The sequence below is a fragment of the Pseudomonas sp. TMW22091 genome, from assembly GCF_022496705.1.
GTDB classification, from domain to species: Bacteria; Pseudomonadota; Gammaproteobacteria; order Pseudomonadales; family Pseudomonadaceae; genus Aquipseudomonas; species Aquipseudomonas saxonica.
The window spans coordinates 70,379-85,670 of sequence record NZ_SCFI01000002.1 but is presented as its reverse complement, the minus strand read 5'-3'; the positions used below and the strand labels follow the sequence as shown (position 1 = coordinate 85,670).

Here is a 15,292-nt window from a genome sequence, read left to right as displayed (position 1 = left end):
ATGGATATTAAACGCACGATCCTGATCGTCGCTCTCGCAGTCGTGTCCTACGTTATGGTTCTCAAATGGAACCAGGACTACGGTCAAGCTGCCCTGCCGACTCAGAATGTTGCCGCCAGCAGCACCACCGCGCCGGCTTTGCCCGACACGGCTACAGGTAACAATGCTGCTAACAGTGCCGATGTCCCGAGCGCCAATGCCGATAACAGCACGCCAACCGAAACACCGGTTGCAGCTGCAAGCAAAGACCTCATCCATGTAAAAACGGATGTTCTGGATATCGCGATTGATCCACAGGGTGGTGACATTGCCCAGTTGCGACTGCCGCTTTACCCACGTCGCCAGGATCGCCCGGATGTTCCATTCCAACTGTTCGACAACGGTAACGAACGTACTTATCTGGCACAAAGTGGCCTGACTGGTACTGATGGCCCGGATGCACGCGCAGGTGGTCGACCGGTTTTCAGCACTGAGAAAAAGACCTATGAACTGGCTCCAGGCCAGGATCAGATGGTTGTTGATCTCAAATTCAGCGAAAACGGCGTTAATTACATCAAGCGCTTCACACTCAAGCGCGGTCTTTACGATGTACAAGTCACTTATTTGATTGATAACGAGAGCGGTAAGCCGTGGAACGGCAATCTGTTCGCGCAATTGAAACGTGACGCCAGCTCCGATCCTTCTTCCAGCACCGCTACCGGCACAGCGACTTACCTGGGCGCCGCCCTGTGGACAAGTTCTGAGCCGTACAAAAAAGTGTCGATGAAAGATATCGACAAGGGCCAGCTGAAAGAAACCGTTCAAGGTGGCTGGGTTGCCTGGTTGCAACACTACTTTGTGACTGCGTGGATTCCTCAGAAAGGCGATAACAACGTCGTTCAGACCCGCAAAGACAGCCAAGGCAATTACATCATCGGTTTCACTGGCCCAACGTTGACCGTTGAACCAGGCAAAACCGGCGAAACCAGCACAGTTCTGTACGCAGGTCCAAAAAGCCAGGCGGTACTCAAAGAGTTATCCCCAGGCCTTGAACTGACTGTCGACTACGGCTTTCTCTGGTTCATTGCTCAGCCTATTTTCTGGCTGCTGCAACATATCCACAGCATTGTGGGTAACTGGGGCTGGTCAATCATCTTCCTGACCATGCTGATCAAAGGGATTTTCTTCCCTCTGTCGGCGGCCAGCTACAAGTCGATGGCTCGCATGCGCGCCGTGGCACCAAAACTGGCTGCTCTGAAAGAGCAGTTTGGTGATGACCGCCAAAAAATGTCGCAAGCGATGATGGAGCTGTACAAGAAAGAGAAGATCAATCCACTGGGCGGCTGTTTGCCGATTCTGGTGCAGATGCCGGTCTTCCTGTCCTTGTACTGGGTACTTCTGGAAAGCGTTGAAATGCGTCAAGCGCCGTTCATGCTCTGGATTACCGACTTGTCGATCAAAGACCCGTTCTTCATTCTGCCGATCATCATGGGCGCAACCATGTTCATCCAGCAGCGTCTGAACCCGACTCCTCCGGATCCGATGCAGGCCAAGGTCATGAAGCTGATGCCAATCATCTTCACGTTCTTCTTCCTGTGGTTCCCGGCTGGTTTGGTGCTGTACTGGGTTGTGAACAACTGCCTGTCCATCACTCAACAGTGGTACATCACGCGTAAAGTTGAAGCGGCTACCAAAAAAGTCGCTGAGTAACTTACTCTGATAAGCACCACTCAAAACGCCCCCTAGTGGGGCGTTTTGCTATCTGTCACTTTCTATTTTGAGGCCTGTTTATGAGTGTTCCGGCTGAAACCATTGCCGCTGTGGCGACCGCTCAAGGGCGAGGTGGTGTGGGGATCGTGCGTATTTCCGGGCCACTCGCCAGTGTTGCGGCGCAAGCGTTCAGTGAACGTGAACTGAAACCTCGCTACGCCCATTACGGCCCGTTTTACGGCGAAAACCGTGAAGTGCTGGATGAGGGCATTGCGCTGTATTTCCCCGGCCCCAATTCCTTTACCGGCGAAGACGTGCTGGAGCTGCAAGGTCACGGCGGCCCGATCGTTCTCGATATGCTGCTGCAGCGCTGCATTCAACTGGGTTGCCGCTTGGCTCGCCCCGGCGAATTCAGTGAACGTGCGTTTTTGAACGACAAGCTCGACCTTGCCCAAGCCGAAGCGATTGCCGACTTGATCGAGGCCAGTTCTGCACAGGCAGCACGTAACGCATTGCGTTCCTTGCAGGGCGCTTTCTCACAGCGTGTGCATAACTTGACCGAGCAATTGATCGGTTTGCGTATCTATGTCGAAGCGGCGATTGATTTCCCGGAAGAAGAAATCGACTTTTTAGCGGATGGCCATGTACTTGGCATGCTGGACAAGGTGCGCGAAGAGTTATCCACCGTTCAGCGCGAAGCCGGCCAAGGTGCCTTGCTGCGTGATGGCATGACCGTAGTGATTGCCGGGCGTCCGAATGCCGGTAAATCGAGCTTGCTCAATGCCCTGGCCGGACGCGAAGCGGCGATCGTGACAGAGATTGCCGGCACCACCCGCGACGTGTTGCGTGAACATATCCACATTGATGGCATGCCGCTGCATGTGGTGGACACTGCGGGTCTGCGCGACACCGATGATCAGGTGGAAAAAATTGGCGTGCAGCGAGCACTCAAAGCCATTGGTGAGGCCGACCGTGTATTGCTGGTGGTTGATGCCACGGCACCGGAAGCCGATGACCCATTTGCCCTGTGGCCAGAGTTTCTTGAACAGCGCCCGGATCCGGCAAAAGTGACGTTGATCCGTAATAAGGCCGATCTGAGCGCAGAAGCCATTGCCCTCGAGGTCAGTGACGATGGCCATGTAACGATCAGCCTGAGCGCAAGATCAACGCAGGGGCTGGACTTGCTGCGTGAACACCTCAAGGCGTGCATGGGCTACGAGCAGACCTCTGAGAGCAGCTTCAGCGCCCGTCGCCGCCACCTGGAGGCATTGCAACACGCCAGCAACGCTTTGGAGCATGGTCGAGCACAGTTGACTCTGGCGGGGGCTGGAGAGTTGCTGGCTGAGGATTTACGCCAGGCGCAGCATTCACTGGGTGAGATTACCGGGGCATTCAGCTCGGATGATCTGCTGGGACGAATCTTCTCCAGTTTTTGTATTGGTAAATAGCGCGTTGATTCACAGGGCTGCCTAGCAGCCCGTCGCTGCCATCGGCGGCGACTACACCGGTTTAGTCCTACCGCTTCCCCCCTCTGAACATAACCGTTCATCTGTTCGATCCCTGTCGACCTTCCATGCGCTTGGTGGATTTAGCCACCGAGCTGCATTCGGCTGCCTATTTTTCAAGAAAATGAGCGAAAAGACCGGGATAAGCTCTGTGTATAACTGCCCTTCAGGTCAGTGGGTAAGTAGGCCTGAAAACTGAAGATAACCGCCCCTGTGGATAAGCACCTGTTTTACCCACAGGCTTAAACCACTTATTCACGCCCCTCATTGGCACATGACCACAGACTTTTGAATCTCTGTACAGTCCGTAAAATATGGCCTGTAGCAATCTATCCACAGAAAGGTGCCTCAGTAGAAATAAACATAAAAACAAAGCTTTATAAATTTCTTCTCTATTTATTTATCTATCTTGCCCTTATCCACAGCTGGTTAAATTTTGTGCAAAGGGTTCTTTAAGAAGGGCGAAGTCCCTATACTTCGCGGTCTATCCAAAAACCCCTAGTAACAGGCACGAGGTGCGTGGTGAATTTCCCTTCCCGTTTTGCAGTGATCGTCATCGGCGGCGGTCACGCCGGAACCGAGGCTGCACTTGCTTCAGCACGCATGGGCGTAAAAACCCTGCTGTTGACCCACAACGTGGAAACCCTCGGGCAAATGAGCTGCAATCCTGCGATTGGCGGGATTGGTAAAAGCCATCTAGTAAAAGAGATCGATGCCCTCGGCGGGGCAATGGCGATTGCCACCGATAAAGGCGGCATTCAGTTCCGTGTACTCAATGGCCGAAAAGGCCCGGCCGTGCGCGCAACCCGTGCACAGGCTGACCGCATTCTCTACAAGGCGGCAGTACGGGAAATTCTGGAAAACCAACCGAACCTGTGGATATTTCAACAGGCGGCTGATGACCTGATCGTTGAACAGGATCAAGTGCGTGGCGTAGTGACCCAAATGGGTCTGCGGTTCATGGCGGATGCTGTTGTGTTAACCACCGGTACGTTCCTCGGTGGACTTATCCACATTGGCATGCAGAATTATTCCGGTGGCCGAGCCGGTGATCCTCCTTCGATCGCTTTGGCTCAGCGCCTGCGTGAGTTGCCATTGCGGGTCGGTCGCCTGAAAACCGGGACGCCGCCGCGAATTGATGGACGTTCGGTAGATTTCTCGGTCATGACCGAGCAACCAGGCGATACACCGATTCCAGTGATGTCGTTCATGGGGAATAAGGAACAGCACCCGGCTCAAGTCAGTTGCTGGATCACCCATACCAATGCCCGCACCCATGAAATCATTGCCTCCAACCTTGATCGCTCGCCGATGTATTCGGGTGTAATCGAAGGTATTGGCCCACGATACTGCCCTTCGATCGAAGACAAGATCCATCGCTTTGCTGACAAGGAAAGCCATCAGGTCTTTATCGAGCCGGAAGGTTTGACTACTCACGAGCTGTACCCGAACGGTATTTCGACGTCCTTGCCATTCGATGTACAAATCCAGATTGTTCAATCGATTCGCGGCATGGAAAACGCTCACATCGTGCGGCCGGGTTACGCCATCGAATACGACTATTTCGATCCGCGCGACTTGAAGTACAGCCTCGAAACCAAAGTGATTGGAGGTTTGTTCTTTGCAGGGCAGATCAACGGCACGACGGGTTACGAAGAAGCGGGTGCCCAAGGTTTGCTCGCTGGCGCTAACGCCGCACTGCTTTCGCAGGGCAAGGAAAGCTGGTGCCCGCGTCGCGATGAGGCGTATATCGGGGTATTGGTCGACGACCTGATTACATTGGGTACTCAAGAACCGTATCGGATGTTTACCTCACGTGCTGAATACCGCCTGATTCTGCGTGAAGACAACGCTGATATGCGCTTGACTGAAAAAGGCCGCGAGTTGGGTCTGGTTGACGACGCCCGTTGGGCCGCTTTCTGCACTAAGCGTGAAAGTATCGCGCTCGAAGAACAGCGTTTGAAATCTACATGGGTGCGCCCGGGCACTGAGCAGGGTGATGCCATTGCAGCCAAATTTGGCACGCCGTTGACCCATGAATACAATTTGCTGAATCTGTTGACCCGTCCAGAAATCGACTATGCAGGTTTGGTCGAAGTAACAGGCCAGGGCGCTGAAGATCCGCTGGTCGCCGAGCAGGTCGAGATTAAAACCAAGTACGCCGGTTACATTGATCGTCAACAAGACGAAATTGCCCGTTTACGCGCCAGTGAAAACACCAAACTGCCTGTGGATATCGATTACACGAACATTTCCGGGCTGTCGAAAGAGATCCAGAGCAAGCTGGGGGCCACGCGTCCCGAGACCCTGGGTCAGGCTTCGCGTATTCCGGGTGTGACACCGGCAGCAATTTCCCTGTTGATGATTCATCTGAAAAAACGCGGCGCTGGCCGCACGTTGGAGCAAAACGCTTGAGTTCGCTGGTCACTGCACAAAACGCCGAAGAGTTATCCACAGGTGCACGCCAACTGGGCGTCGCGCTGACTGAAAACCAGCATGAGCAATTGCTGGCGTATTTGGCCCTGTTGATCAAATGGAATAAGGCTTACAACCTCACGGCTGTGCGTAACCCGGACGAAATGGTTTCTCGCCATTTGCTCGACAGCCTGAGTGTGATGCCGTTTATCGAAAACGGCCGTTGGTTGGATGTTGGCAGTGGTGGGGGGATGCCTGGCATTCCCCTGGCGATCCTGTTTCCCGAATCGCAGGTCACTTGCCTGGACAGCAACGGTAAGAAAACCCGCTTCCTGACCCAAGTCAAACTTGAGCTTAAGCTGGAAAACCTGCAAGTTATCCACAGCCGCGTTGAGGAGTACCAGCCTGAGCAGCCGTTCACAGGAATTGTGTCCAGAGCTTTCAGCAGCATGGAGAACTTCACTAACTGGACGCGCCACTTGGGCGACGGTGAAACACGCTGGTTGGCAATGAAGGGCGTTCATCCGGCCGATGAGCTGGTAGCATTGCCGTCTGATTTTCGTCTCGATGGCGAACACGCCTTGACCGTTCCGGGTTGCCAAGGCCAACGCCATCTGCTGATACTGCGCCGCACGGCATGATTGGGAACGCAAGCAAGAATGGCTAAGGTATTCGCAATAGCGAACCAAAAGGGTGGTGTGGGTAAAACCACCACCTGTATCAACCTCGCAGCATCGCTGGTCGCGACCAAGCGACGCGTGCTGCTCATCGACCTCGATCCACAAGGCAACGCCACCATGGGTAGCGGTGTGGATAAACATGGTCTTGAAAACTCAGTTTATGACCTGTTGATCGGGGAATGTGATCTGGCTCAGGCCATGCATGTCTCCGAGCACGGTGGCTATCAGCTTTTGCCCGCGAACCGCGACCTGACCGCGGCTGAAGTCGTTCTGCTTGAAATGCAGATGAAAGAAAGCCGTCTGCGTACAGCATTGGCGCCTGTTCGCGAGAGCTATGATTTCATCTTGATCGACTGCCCGCCGTCACTCTCGATGCTGACGTTGAACGCTCTGGTCGCTGCCGACGGGGTAATTATCCCCATGCAGTGCGAATATTTTGCACTGGAAGGTTTGAGCGACCTTGTGGATAACATCAAGCGAATCGCCGAGTTGCTGAACCCGAATCTAAAGATCGAAGGTTTGCTTCGCACCATGTTTGATCCGCGTCTGAGCCTGATGAACGATGTGTCGGCTCAGCTCAAGGAACACTTCGGTGAGCAGCTCTACGAGACTGTGATACCGCGCAATATCCGCCTGGCCGAAGCACCGAGCTACGGCATGCCAGCGCTGGCGTATGACAAAAATTCCCGTGGCGCGATTGCCTACCTTGCCCTGGCCGGCGAGCTGGTTCGCCGCCAACGTCGAACCTCCCGCACTGCTCAGCCTACTTAAGGAAATCCCATGGCCGTCAAGAAACGAGGTCTCGGACGCGGACTGGATGCACTGCTAAGCGGTCCTACAGTCAGCTCGTTGGAAGAGCAAGCGGTCAAGGTTGATCAAAGTGAGTTGCAGCACCTGCCACTGGATCTGATTCAGCGTGGCAAATATCAGCCACGTCGTGACATGGATCCGCAAGCGCTTGAAGAGCTAGCCAATTCAATCAAGACCCAAGGCGTGATGCAGCCAATCGTGGTTCGCCCGATTGCTGATAATCGTTTTGAGATCATTGCCGGTGAACGCCGCTGGCGTGCCAGCCAGCAGGCGGGCAAAGAGACTATCCCTGCGATGGTGCGCGATGTGCCGGATGAAACCGCGATTGCGATGGCGTTGATCGAAAACATCCAGCGTGAAGACCTCAATCCGATTGAAGAGGCCGTGGCCTTGCAGCGTTTGCAGCAAGAGTTCCAGCTGACTCAGCAACAAGTGGCTGACGCTGTGGGTAAGTCCCGAGTGTCTGTGGCTAACTTGTTGCGATTGATTTCATTGCCGGAAGTGATCAAAACCATGCTCTCCCATGGTGACCTGGAAATGGGTCATGCGCGGGCATTGCTTGGTTTGCCAGAACCTCAACAGGTTGAAGGGGCGCGACATGTTGTCGCACGTGGCCTGACAGTGCGTCAGACCGAAGCCCTTGTTCGCCAGTGGTTGAGCGGCAAACAAGAAGCTGCTGAACCCGTTAAGGCCGATCCTGATATCACCCGGCTCGAACAGCGACTGGCTGAGCGCCTAGGCTCTGCGGTGCAGATTCGCCACGGAAAGAAGGGAAAAGGCCAATTAGTGATTGGTTACAATTCTCTTGATGAGCTTCAAGGAGTGCTTGCTCACATCCGCTGAAACATTTCCCTATGTAGCGCGCAGTCGGAAATCACTACCTGACAGTTGAATAGGGGCCTCGTCGCCCCTATACTCTGCGCGCATTTTGTCGGCACAAATTATGCCAAGTTAATACTTTTTGGTAGCCGACCTTTGAGGAGCATTGTGATGGAAACCCGCACGCCAAACCGCTTGCCGTTCCATCGCTTAGCGGTTTTCCCGGTTTTACTGGCTCAATTTGTCGTTTTATTGCTGGCAGCTCTGGGGCTGTGGCAGTGGCATGGAGTCGTCGCCGGATATTCAGGACTCTGCGGAGGCCTGATAGCTTTGCTACCCAATGTGTATTTTGCTCACAGGGCATTCCGGTTTTCCGGCGCTCGAGCAGCGCAAGCCATCGTCCGGTCGTTTTACGCTGGTGAGGCAGGCAAGTTAATTTTGACGGCAGTGCTGTTCGCGCTGACGTTTGCAGGTGTGAAGCCATTGGCGCCGCTCGCTGTATTCGGCGTATTCGTGCTGACCCAATTGGTCAGTTGGTTTGCTCCCCTGCTAATGAGAACAACACTTTCGAGACCTTAGGGCGTTTGAGGCAACCATGGCAGAAACAACCGCTTCGGGCTATATCCAGCACCACTTACAGAACCTGACCTTCGGGCAGCTACCTGACGGCGGCTGGGGCTTTGCTCACACCGTTGCAGAAGCTAAACAGATGGGCTTTTGGGCATTCCACGTCGATACACTTGGCTGGTCTGTCTTTGTCGGCCTATTGTTTGTCCTCGTATTCCGCATGGCGGCCAAGAAGGCAACTTCCGGTCAACCAGGCGCACTTCAGAACTTCGTAGAAGTACTGGTGGAATTCGTTGATGGCAGTGTCAAAGACAGTTTCCACGGACGCAGTGCAGTTATTGCACCGTTGGCGCTGACTATTTTCGTTTGGGTGTTCCTGATGAACGCCATCGACTTGATCCCGGTTGACTGGATTCCTCAGTTGGCCATCCTGATCACAGGCGATGAGCACTTCCCGTTCCGTGCCGTACCGACGACTGATCCTAACGCTACCTTGGGCATGGCCCTTTCGGTATTCGCTCTGATCATCTTCTACAGCATCAAGATCAAGGGCATCGGCGGCTTCATTGGCGAACTGACCCTGCATCCTTTCGGTAGCAAGAACATTTTTGTTCAAGCGCTGCTGATTCCGGTGAACTTCCTGCTCGAATTCGTGACGCTGATTGCCAAGCCAATCTCGCTGGCACTGCGTCTGTTCGGCAACATGTACGCTGGCGAACTGGTATTTATCCTGATCGCCGTAATGTTCGGCAGCGGCCTGCTTTGGCTTAGCGGTCTGGGCGTGGTGCTGCAATGGGCGTGGGCTGTATTCCACATCCTGATCATCACCTTGCAAGCGTTCATCTTCATGATGTTGACCATCGTTTACTTGTCGATGGCACACGAAGAGAACCACTAAGGCCCGTCTCGGCGAGTCTGGCGCCTTCCCGCTCCCCGGCGGAAAGGCGTCGCAAAATGATTTTGTTTTACCGCTTTAATCTAAAAACCTAAACCATACGACGTAAAAGTCGGGAGGAAAGATGGAAACTGTAGTTGGTCTAACCGCTATCGCTGTTGCACTGTTGATCGGCCTGGGCGCACTGGGCACCGCAATTGGTTTCGGCCTGTTGGGTGGCAAGTTCCTGGAAGGCGCAGCGCGTCAACCAGAAATGGTTCCAATGCTGCAAGTTAAAATGTTCATCGTTGCCGGTCTGCTCGACGCCGTAACCATGATCGGTGTTGGTATCGCACTGTTCTTCACCTTCGCTAATCCCTTCGTTGGTCAACTCGCTGGCTAATCACTCGATAATTCGAGTTGATTGAAGTGATAGACAACGAACGAGCGAGGTGTTGGCGTGAACATTAATGCAACCCTGATTGGCCAGTCCGTTGCGTTCTTCATCTTTGTACTGTTTTGCATGAAGTTCGTGTGGCCTCCGGTCATCGCGGCATTGCAAGAACGTCAGAAGAAGATTGCGGCTGGATTGGACGCTGCTAACCGAGCAGCTCGCGACCTGGAGTTGGCCCAAGATAAAGCGGGTCAGCAACTGCGCGAAGCTAAGGCTCAAGCAGCTGAAATCATTGAGCAAGCCAAGAAACGCGGTACTCAGATCGTAGACGAAGCCCGTGAACAGGCTCGCGTTGAAGCTGACCGTGTGAAGGCTCAGGCTCAGGCCGAGATCGAACAGGAACTGAACAGCGTTAAAGACGCCCTGCGCGCCCAATTGGGTGGCCTGGCTGTTGAAGGTGCTGAGAAGATCCTGGGTGCCACAATCGATCAAAACGCGCACGCGGAGCTGGTTAATAAACTGGCTGCTGAAATTTAAGCGAGGGCGATCATGGCAGAATTGACCACGTTGGCCCGACCTTACGCTAAGGCAGCCTTCGAGCACGCCCAGGCCCACCAGCAACTGGCCTCTTGGTCAGCCATGCTCGGCCTGGCTGCAGCAGTGTCGCAAGACGACACTATGCAGCGCGTGCTCAAGGCCCCGCGACTGACGAGCGCAGAAAAGGCCGCCACGTTTATTGACGTGTGCGGCGACAAGTTCAATGTAGAAGTACAGAACTTCATTAACGTCGTTGCCGAAAACGACCGTCTCCCGCTTTTGCCGGAGATTGCCGCTCTGTTTGACCTGTACAAGGCTGAACAAGAGAAGTCGGTAGACGTAGAAGTGACCAGTGCTTTTGCATTGAACCAAGAACAGCAAGACAAACTCGCCAAGGTTCTCAGTGCACGACTCAACCGGGAAGTGCGCCTGCAAGTTGCGGAGGATGCCAGCCTTATAGGTGGTGTCATCATCCGCGCCGGCGACCTGGTTATCGATGGCTCGGTTCGCGGAAAACTCGCAAACCTTGCCGAAGCATTGAAATCTTGAGTTTGAAGGGGCAGCAGAGCAATGCAGCAACTCAATCCTTCCGAAATAAGTGAAATTATCAAGGGCCGCATCGAAAAACTCGATGTGACCTCCCAAGCCCGTAACGAAGGCACTGTCGTCAGCGTATCTGACGGCATTGTGCGGATTCACGGTCTGGCCGACGTAATGTACGGCGAGATGATCGAGTTTCCAGGCAGCGTCTTCGGTATGGCTCTCAACCTGGAGCAAGACTCTGTAGGTGCCGTTGTATTGGGCGCGTACACGACTCTGGCTGAAGGCATGAGCGCCAAGTGCACTGGCCGCATCCTGGAAGTTCCGGTTGGTAAGGAACTGCTGGGTCGCGTTGTCGACGCACTGGGTAACCCAGTTGACGGCAAAGGTCCGCTGAACAACACCGAGACTGATGCAGTCGAGAAAGTTGCTCCAGGCGTGATCTGGCGTAAGTCGGTAGACCAGCCTGTACAGACTGGCTACAAGGCTGTCGATGCCATGATTCCTGTCGGCCGTGGCCAGCGTGAGCTGATCATCGGTGACCGTCAGATCGGTAAAACCGCTCTGGCGATCGACGCGATCATCAACCAGAAGAACAGCGGCATTTTCTGTGTATACGTAGCGATCGGTCAGAAGCAATCGACTATCGCCAACGTGGTTCGCAAGCTGGAAGAAAACGGCGCGTTGGCTAACACCATCGTCGTTGCTGCCAGTGCTTCCGAATCCGCAGCGCTGCAGTTCCTGGCACCGTACTCCGGTTGCACCATGGGCGAATACTTCCGCGACCGCGGTGAAGACGCGCTGATCGTTTATGACGATCTGTCCAAGCAAGCAGTGGCTTACCGCCAGATTTCCCTGCTGCTGCGCCGTCCACCAGGCCGTGAAGCTTACCCAGGCGACGTGTTCTATCTCCACTCCCGTCTGCTGGAGCGCGCATCCCGCGTTTCCGAAGAGTACGTAGAGAAGTTCACCAACGGCGCAGTGACCGGCAAAACCGGTTCCCTGACCGCACTGCCGATCATCGAAACTCAAGCTGGCGACGTTTCCGCGTTCGTTCCGACCAACGTGATTTCCATCACTGACGGTCAGATCTTCCTGGAATCGGCCATGTTCAACTCCGGGATCCGTCCTGCAGTGAACGCCGGTGTTTCGGTATCCCGTGTGGGTGGTGCCGCTCAGACCAAGATCATCAAGAAGCTGTCTGGTGGTATCCGTACCGCTCTGGCTCAGTACCGTGAACTGGCGGCATTCGCCCAGTTCGCTTCTGACCTGGACGAAGCGACCCGTAAGCAACTTGAGCATGGTCAGCGCGTTACCGAGCTGATGAAGCAGAAGCAATACGCACCAATGTCGATCGCTGACATGGCGCTGTCGCTGTATGCCGCTGAGCGTGGGTTCCTGACTGACGTCGAAATCACCAAGGTCGGTAGCTTTGAACAAGCGCTGATTGCTTACTTCAACCGCGATCACGCCGAGCTTATGGCGAAGATCAACGTTAAAGGTGACTTCAATGACGACATCGATTCTGGCATCAAAGCCGGTATCGAGAAGTTCAAGGCCACCCAAACCTGGTAAGCCGCAGCGGGAGTCGCAAGGCTCCCGCTTGCTAACCTGATAGGTGTTACATGGCAGGCGCAAAAGAGATTCGCAGTAAGATTGCGAGCATCAAAAGCACGCAAAAAATTACCAGCGCCATGGAAAAAGTGGCGGTGAGCAAAATGCGCAAGGCACAAATGCGCATGGCTGCTAGCCGTCCTTATGCGGAGCGCATCCGCCAGGTTATTGGGCATTTGGCCAACGCCAACCCGGAATACCGCCACCCCTTCATGATTGATCGCGCTGTAAAGCGTGCCGGTTATGTGGTTGTGAGCAGTGACCGTGGTTTGTGCGGTGGTTTGAATACCAACCTGTTCAAGGCTTTGGTCAAGGACATGGCGGTAAACCGCGAAAACGGCGTCGAGATTGATCTGTGCGTGGTCGGCAGCAAAGGTGCGGCTTTTTTCCGTAACTTCGGCGGTAACGTCGTCGCTGCAATCAGCCATCTGGGTGAAGAACCGTCGATCAATGATTTGATCGGCAGCGTTAAGGTGATGCTGGATGCATACTTGGAAGGCCGTATTGATCGCCTGTCCGTGGTATCCAACAAGTTCATCAACACCATGACGCAACAGCCGACTGTGGAGCAGTTGATTCCACTGGTGGCGACCCCGGATCAAGAACTCAAGCACCACTGGGACTACCTCTACGAACCAGATGCCAAAGAGCTGCTAGACGGCTTGATGGTGCGTTACGTGGAGTCGCAGGTGTACCAGGCGGTGGTCGAGAACAGTGCAGCTGAACAAGCTGCGCGGATGATCGCAATGAAGAACGCCACTGATAACGCCGGTGATTTGATCAGCGATTTGCAGCTGATCTACAACAAGGCGCGTCAGGCTGCGATCACCCAAGAGATCTCGGAAATCGTCGGCGGCGCTGCCGCGGTTTAACGGTTCAAATATTCAGAGGATCCAGCTATGAGTAGCGGACGTATCGTTCAAATCATCGGCGCCGTGATCGACGTGGAATTTCCACGCGAAAACGTACCGAGCATCTACAACGCGCTGAAAGTACAAAGCGCGGCCGGAACCACTCTGGAAGTTCAGCAGCAGCTGGGCGACGGCGTGGTTCGTACCATTGCGATGGGTTCCACCGAGGGCTTGAAGCGCGGTCTGGAAGTCACCGACACTGGCGCAGCCATCTCCGTACCAGTAGGTAAAGCTACCCTGGGCCGGATCATGGACGTTCTGGGCAACCCGATCGACGAAGCTGGCCCGATTGAAACCGAAGAGCGTTGGGGCATTCACCGCCCTGCACCGTCCTTCGCTGAACAAGCGGGCGGCAACGACCTTCTGGAAACTGGTATCAAGGTTATCGACCTGATCTGCCCGTTTGCAAAAGGCGGTAAGGTTGGTCTGTTCGGTGGTGCCGGTGTAGGCAAAACCGTAAACATGATGGAACTGATCCGTAACATCGCCATGGAACACAGCGGTTACTCTGTGTTTGCTGGTGTGGGCGAGCGTACCCGTGAGGGTAACGACTTCTACCACGAGATGAAGGATTCCAGCGTACTGGATAAAGTGGCACTGGTTTACGGTCAGATGAACGAGCCGCCGGGTAACCGTCTGCGCGTAGCACTGACTGGCCTGACCATGGCCGAGAAGTTCCGTGACGAAGGTAACGACGTACTGTTGTTCGTTGACAACATCTACCGTTACACCTTGGCCGGTACTGAAGTATCCGCACTGCTGGGCCGTATGCCTTCTGCAGTAGGTTACCAGCCGACTCTGGCTGAAGAGATGGGTACTCTGCAAGAGCGCATCACTTCGACCAAAAACGGTTCGATCACTTCGATCCAAGCGGTATACGTACCTGCGGATGACTTGACTGACCCGTCGCCTGCGACCACGTTTGCCCACTTGGACGCTACTGTCGTTCTGTCCCGTGACATCGCTTCCCTGGGTATCTACCCAGCAGTAGATCCACTGGATTCGACTTCGCGCCAGCTGGATCCGAACGTTATCGGCCAGGAACACTACGACACCGCTCGCGGCGTTCAGTACGTGTTGCAGCGTTACAAAGAACTGAAGGACATCATTGCGATCCTGGGTATGGACGAGCTGTCGGAAACCGACAAGCAGTTGGTATCCCGCGCTCGTAAGATCCAGCGTTTCTTGTCTCAGCCGTTCTTCGTGGCTGAAGTCTTCACTGGCGCTTCGGGTAAATACGTTTCCCTGAAAGACACCATTGCTGGCTTCAAAGGCATCCTCAACGGTGACTACGACCACCTGCCAGAACAAGCGTTCTACATGGTCGGCGGCATCGAAGAAGCGATCGAGAAAGCCAAGAAACTGTAATTCGAGCGCCCGGCAACGGGCGCTAATCAGGTTGAGGCAATCAGATGGCTAATATGATGACAGTCCATTGCGATATCGTCAGCGCGGAAGGAGAAATCTTCTCCGGTCTGGTTGAGATGGTGATTGCACACGGCAGCCTGGGCGATCTTGGTATCGCTCTGGGTCACGCTCCGCTGATCACTGAACTCAAGCCAGGTCCGATTCGCCTGATCAAACAGGGTGGGGAAGACGAGGTGTTTTACATCTCGGGTGGTTACCTCGAGGTTCAGCCGAACATGGTCAAGGTTCTTGCCGACACCGTGCAACGCGCCGCCGACCTGGATGAAGCCTCCGCTCAAGAAGCCGTTAAGGCTGCTGAGAAGGCGCTGAATGAAAAAGGCGCAGACTTCGATTACGGAGCTGCTGCTGCACGACTGGCCGAGGCCGCAGCTCAGCTGCGCACCGTCCAGCAGATCCGCAAGAAGTTTGGCGGCTAAGCCTCCTGCTTATTGCGTGATTGATTAAAAAGGGTAGCCTCGGCTACCCTTTTTCTTTTTCCGCGAATTACTTTTGGTCGCAGCCGCTGACCA

15 protein-coding genes are annotated in these 15,292 nt (G+C 54.5%); all 15 read left to right on the top strand.

Features of this window, described 5'->3' with window-relative positions:
- The 15 genes from yidC (at position 1) to EQV93_RS04015 (ending at position 15,199) form a co-directional block, all read left to right on the top strand.
- The gene (yidC, locus tag EQV93_RS04085) at positions 1–1,689 is read left to right on the top strand and encodes a membrane protein insertase YidC (protein WP_122783504.1); all 1,689 of its coding nucleotides are present in this window, start codon (positions 1–3) and stop codon (positions 1,687–1,689) included.
- Positions 1,690–1,769: 80 nt separating this feature from the next.
- Positions 1,770–3,137: a tRNA uridine-5-carboxymethylaminomethyl(34) synthesis GTPase MnmE gene (gene mnmE / locus EQV93_RS04080; RefSeq protein ID WP_122783505.1), complete on the top strand. Its 1,368-nt coding sequence runs from the start codon at positions 1,770–1,772 to the stop codon at positions 3,135–3,137.
- A 579-nt stretch (positions 3,138–3,716) separates the two neighbouring features.
- Positions 3,717–5,609, top strand: coding sequence for a tRNA uridine-5-carboxymethylaminomethyl(34) synthesis enzyme MnmG (gene mnmG / locus EQV93_RS04075; protein ID WP_122783576.1), 1,893 nt, complete (start codon positions 3,717–3,719; stop codon positions 5,607–5,609).
- A complete protein-coding gene (rsmG, locus tag EQV93_RS04070; RefSeq protein WP_122783506.1) occupies positions 5,606–6,250 on the top strand; it encodes a 16S rRNA (guanine(527)-N(7))-methyltransferase RsmG in 645 nt (214 codons plus the stop codon). Before mnmG ends, rsmG begins: the two co-directional genes overlap by 4 nt.
- Positions 6,251–6,268: 18 nt before the next feature.
- Complete coding sequence (locus EQV93_RS04065) at positions 6,269–7,060, top strand: ParA family protein (protein ID WP_122783507.1); 792 nt, start codon at positions 6,269–6,271, stop codon at positions 7,058–7,060.
- A gap of 9 nt (positions 7,061–7,069) precedes the next feature.
- Positions 7,070–7,942 carry a ParB/RepB/Spo0J family partition protein gene (locus EQV93_RS04060; RefSeq protein ID WP_122783508.1) on the top strand — a complete coding sequence of 291 codons (873 nt, stop codon included), beginning with the start codon at positions 7,070–7,072 and terminating at the stop codon, positions 7,940–7,942.
- Between the two features lie 147 nt (positions 7,943–8,089).
- Positions 8,090–8,497 carry a F0F1 ATP synthase subunit I gene (locus EQV93_RS04055; protein ID WP_003437994.1) on the top strand — a complete coding sequence of 136 codons (408 nt, stop codon included), beginning with the start codon at positions 8,090–8,092 and terminating at the stop codon, positions 8,495–8,497.
- 16 nt (positions 8,498–8,513) lie between these two features.
- Positions 8,514–9,383, top strand: a complete 870-nt coding sequence (atpB, locus tag EQV93_RS04050) for a F0F1 ATP synthase subunit A (RefSeq protein WP_122783509.1) — start codon at positions 8,514–8,516, stop codon at positions 9,381–9,383.
- Between the two features lie 121 nt (positions 9,384–9,504).
- The gene (gene atpE, locus EQV93_RS04045; protein ID WP_002555987.1) at positions 9,505–9,762 is read left to right on the top strand and encodes a F0F1 ATP synthase subunit C; all 258 of its coding nucleotides are present in this window, start codon (positions 9,505–9,507) and stop codon (positions 9,760–9,762) included.
- A gap of 57 nt (positions 9,763–9,819) precedes the next feature.
- Entirely contained in the window at positions 9,820–10,290 is a 471-nt protein-coding gene (locus tag EQV93_RS04040) for a F0F1 ATP synthase subunit B (RefSeq protein ID WP_048373561.1), read from the top strand.
- A gap of 12 nt (positions 10,291–10,302) precedes the next feature.
- Positions 10,303–10,839, top strand: a complete 537-nt coding sequence (locus tag EQV93_RS04035) for a F0F1 ATP synthase subunit delta (RefSeq protein ID WP_122783510.1) — start codon at positions 10,303–10,305, stop codon at positions 10,837–10,839.
- Positions 10,840–10,860: 21 nt separating this feature from the next.
- A complete protein-coding gene (gene atpA, locus EQV93_RS04030; protein WP_122783511.1) occupies positions 10,861–12,405 on the top strand; it encodes a F0F1 ATP synthase subunit alpha in 1,545 nt (514 codons plus the stop codon).
- A 50-nt stretch (positions 12,406–12,455) separates the two neighbouring features.
- Positions 12,456–13,316 (top strand): F0F1 ATP synthase subunit gamma, encoded by an 861-nt coding sequence (gene atpG / locus EQV93_RS04025; RefSeq protein WP_122783512.1) that lies wholly within the window; start codon positions 12,456–12,458, stop codon positions 13,314–13,316.
- Positions 13,317–13,343: 27 nt separating this feature from the next.
- Positions 13,344–14,723 carry a F0F1 ATP synthase subunit beta gene (atpD, locus tag EQV93_RS04020; protein WP_122783513.1) on the top strand — a complete coding sequence of 460 codons (1,380 nt, stop codon included), beginning with the start codon at positions 13,344–13,346 and terminating at the stop codon, positions 14,721–14,723.
- A gap of 56 nt (positions 14,724–14,779) precedes the next feature.
- The gene (locus EQV93_RS04015; RefSeq protein ID WP_122783577.1) at positions 14,780–15,199 is read left to right on the top strand and encodes a F0F1 ATP synthase subunit epsilon; all 420 of its coding nucleotides are present in this window, start codon (positions 14,780–14,782) and stop codon (positions 15,197–15,199) included.
- Positions 15,200–15,292 lie beyond the last annotated feature (93 nt).

Bases quoted from the DNA above. Each gene is read 5' to 3' on its own strand.
- atpA (WP_122783511.1), top strand. From the start codon at position 10,861: ATGCAGCAACTCAATCCTTCCGAAATAAGTGAAATTATCAAGGGCCGC.
- atpD (WP_122783513.1), top strand. From the start codon at position 13,344: ATGAGTAGCGGACGTATCGTTCAAATCATCGGCGCCGTGATCGACGTG.
- EQV93_RS04035 (WP_122783510.1), top strand. From the start codon at position 10,303: ATGGCAGAATTGACCACGTTGGCCCGACCTTACGCTAAGGCAGCCTTC.
- yidC (WP_122783504.1), top strand. From the start codon at position 1: ATGGATATTAAACGCACGATCCTGATCGTCGCTCTCGCAGTCGTGTCC.
- EQV93_RS04060 (WP_122783508.1), top strand. From the start codon at position 7,070: ATGGCCGTCAAGAAACGAGGTCTCGGACGCGGACTGGATGCACTGCTA.
- EQV93_RS04065 (WP_122783507.1), top strand. From the start codon at position 6,269: ATGGCTAAGGTATTCGCAATAGCGAACCAAAAGGGTGGTGTGGGTAAA.
- mnmE (WP_122783505.1), top strand. From the start codon at position 1,770: ATGAGTGTTCCGGCTGAAACCATTGCCGCTGTGGCGACCGCTCAAGGG.
- atpE (WP_002555987.1), top strand. From the start codon at position 9,505: ATGGAAACTGTAGTTGGTCTAACCGCTATCGCTGTTGCACTGTTGATC.
- EQV93_RS04055 (WP_003437994.1), top strand. From the start codon at position 8,090: ATGGAAACCCGCACGCCAAACCGCTTGCCGTTCCATCGCTTAGCGGTT.
- EQV93_RS04015 (WP_122783577.1), top strand. From the start codon at position 14,780: ATGACAGTCCATTGCGATATCGTCAGCGCGGAAGGAGAAATCTTCTCC.
- atpB (WP_122783509.1), top strand. From the start codon at position 8,514: ATGGCAGAAACAACCGCTTCGGGCTATATCCAGCACCACTTACAGAAC.
- atpG (WP_122783512.1), top strand. From the start codon at position 12,456: ATGGCAGGCGCAAAAGAGATTCGCAGTAAGATTGCGAGCATCAAAAGC.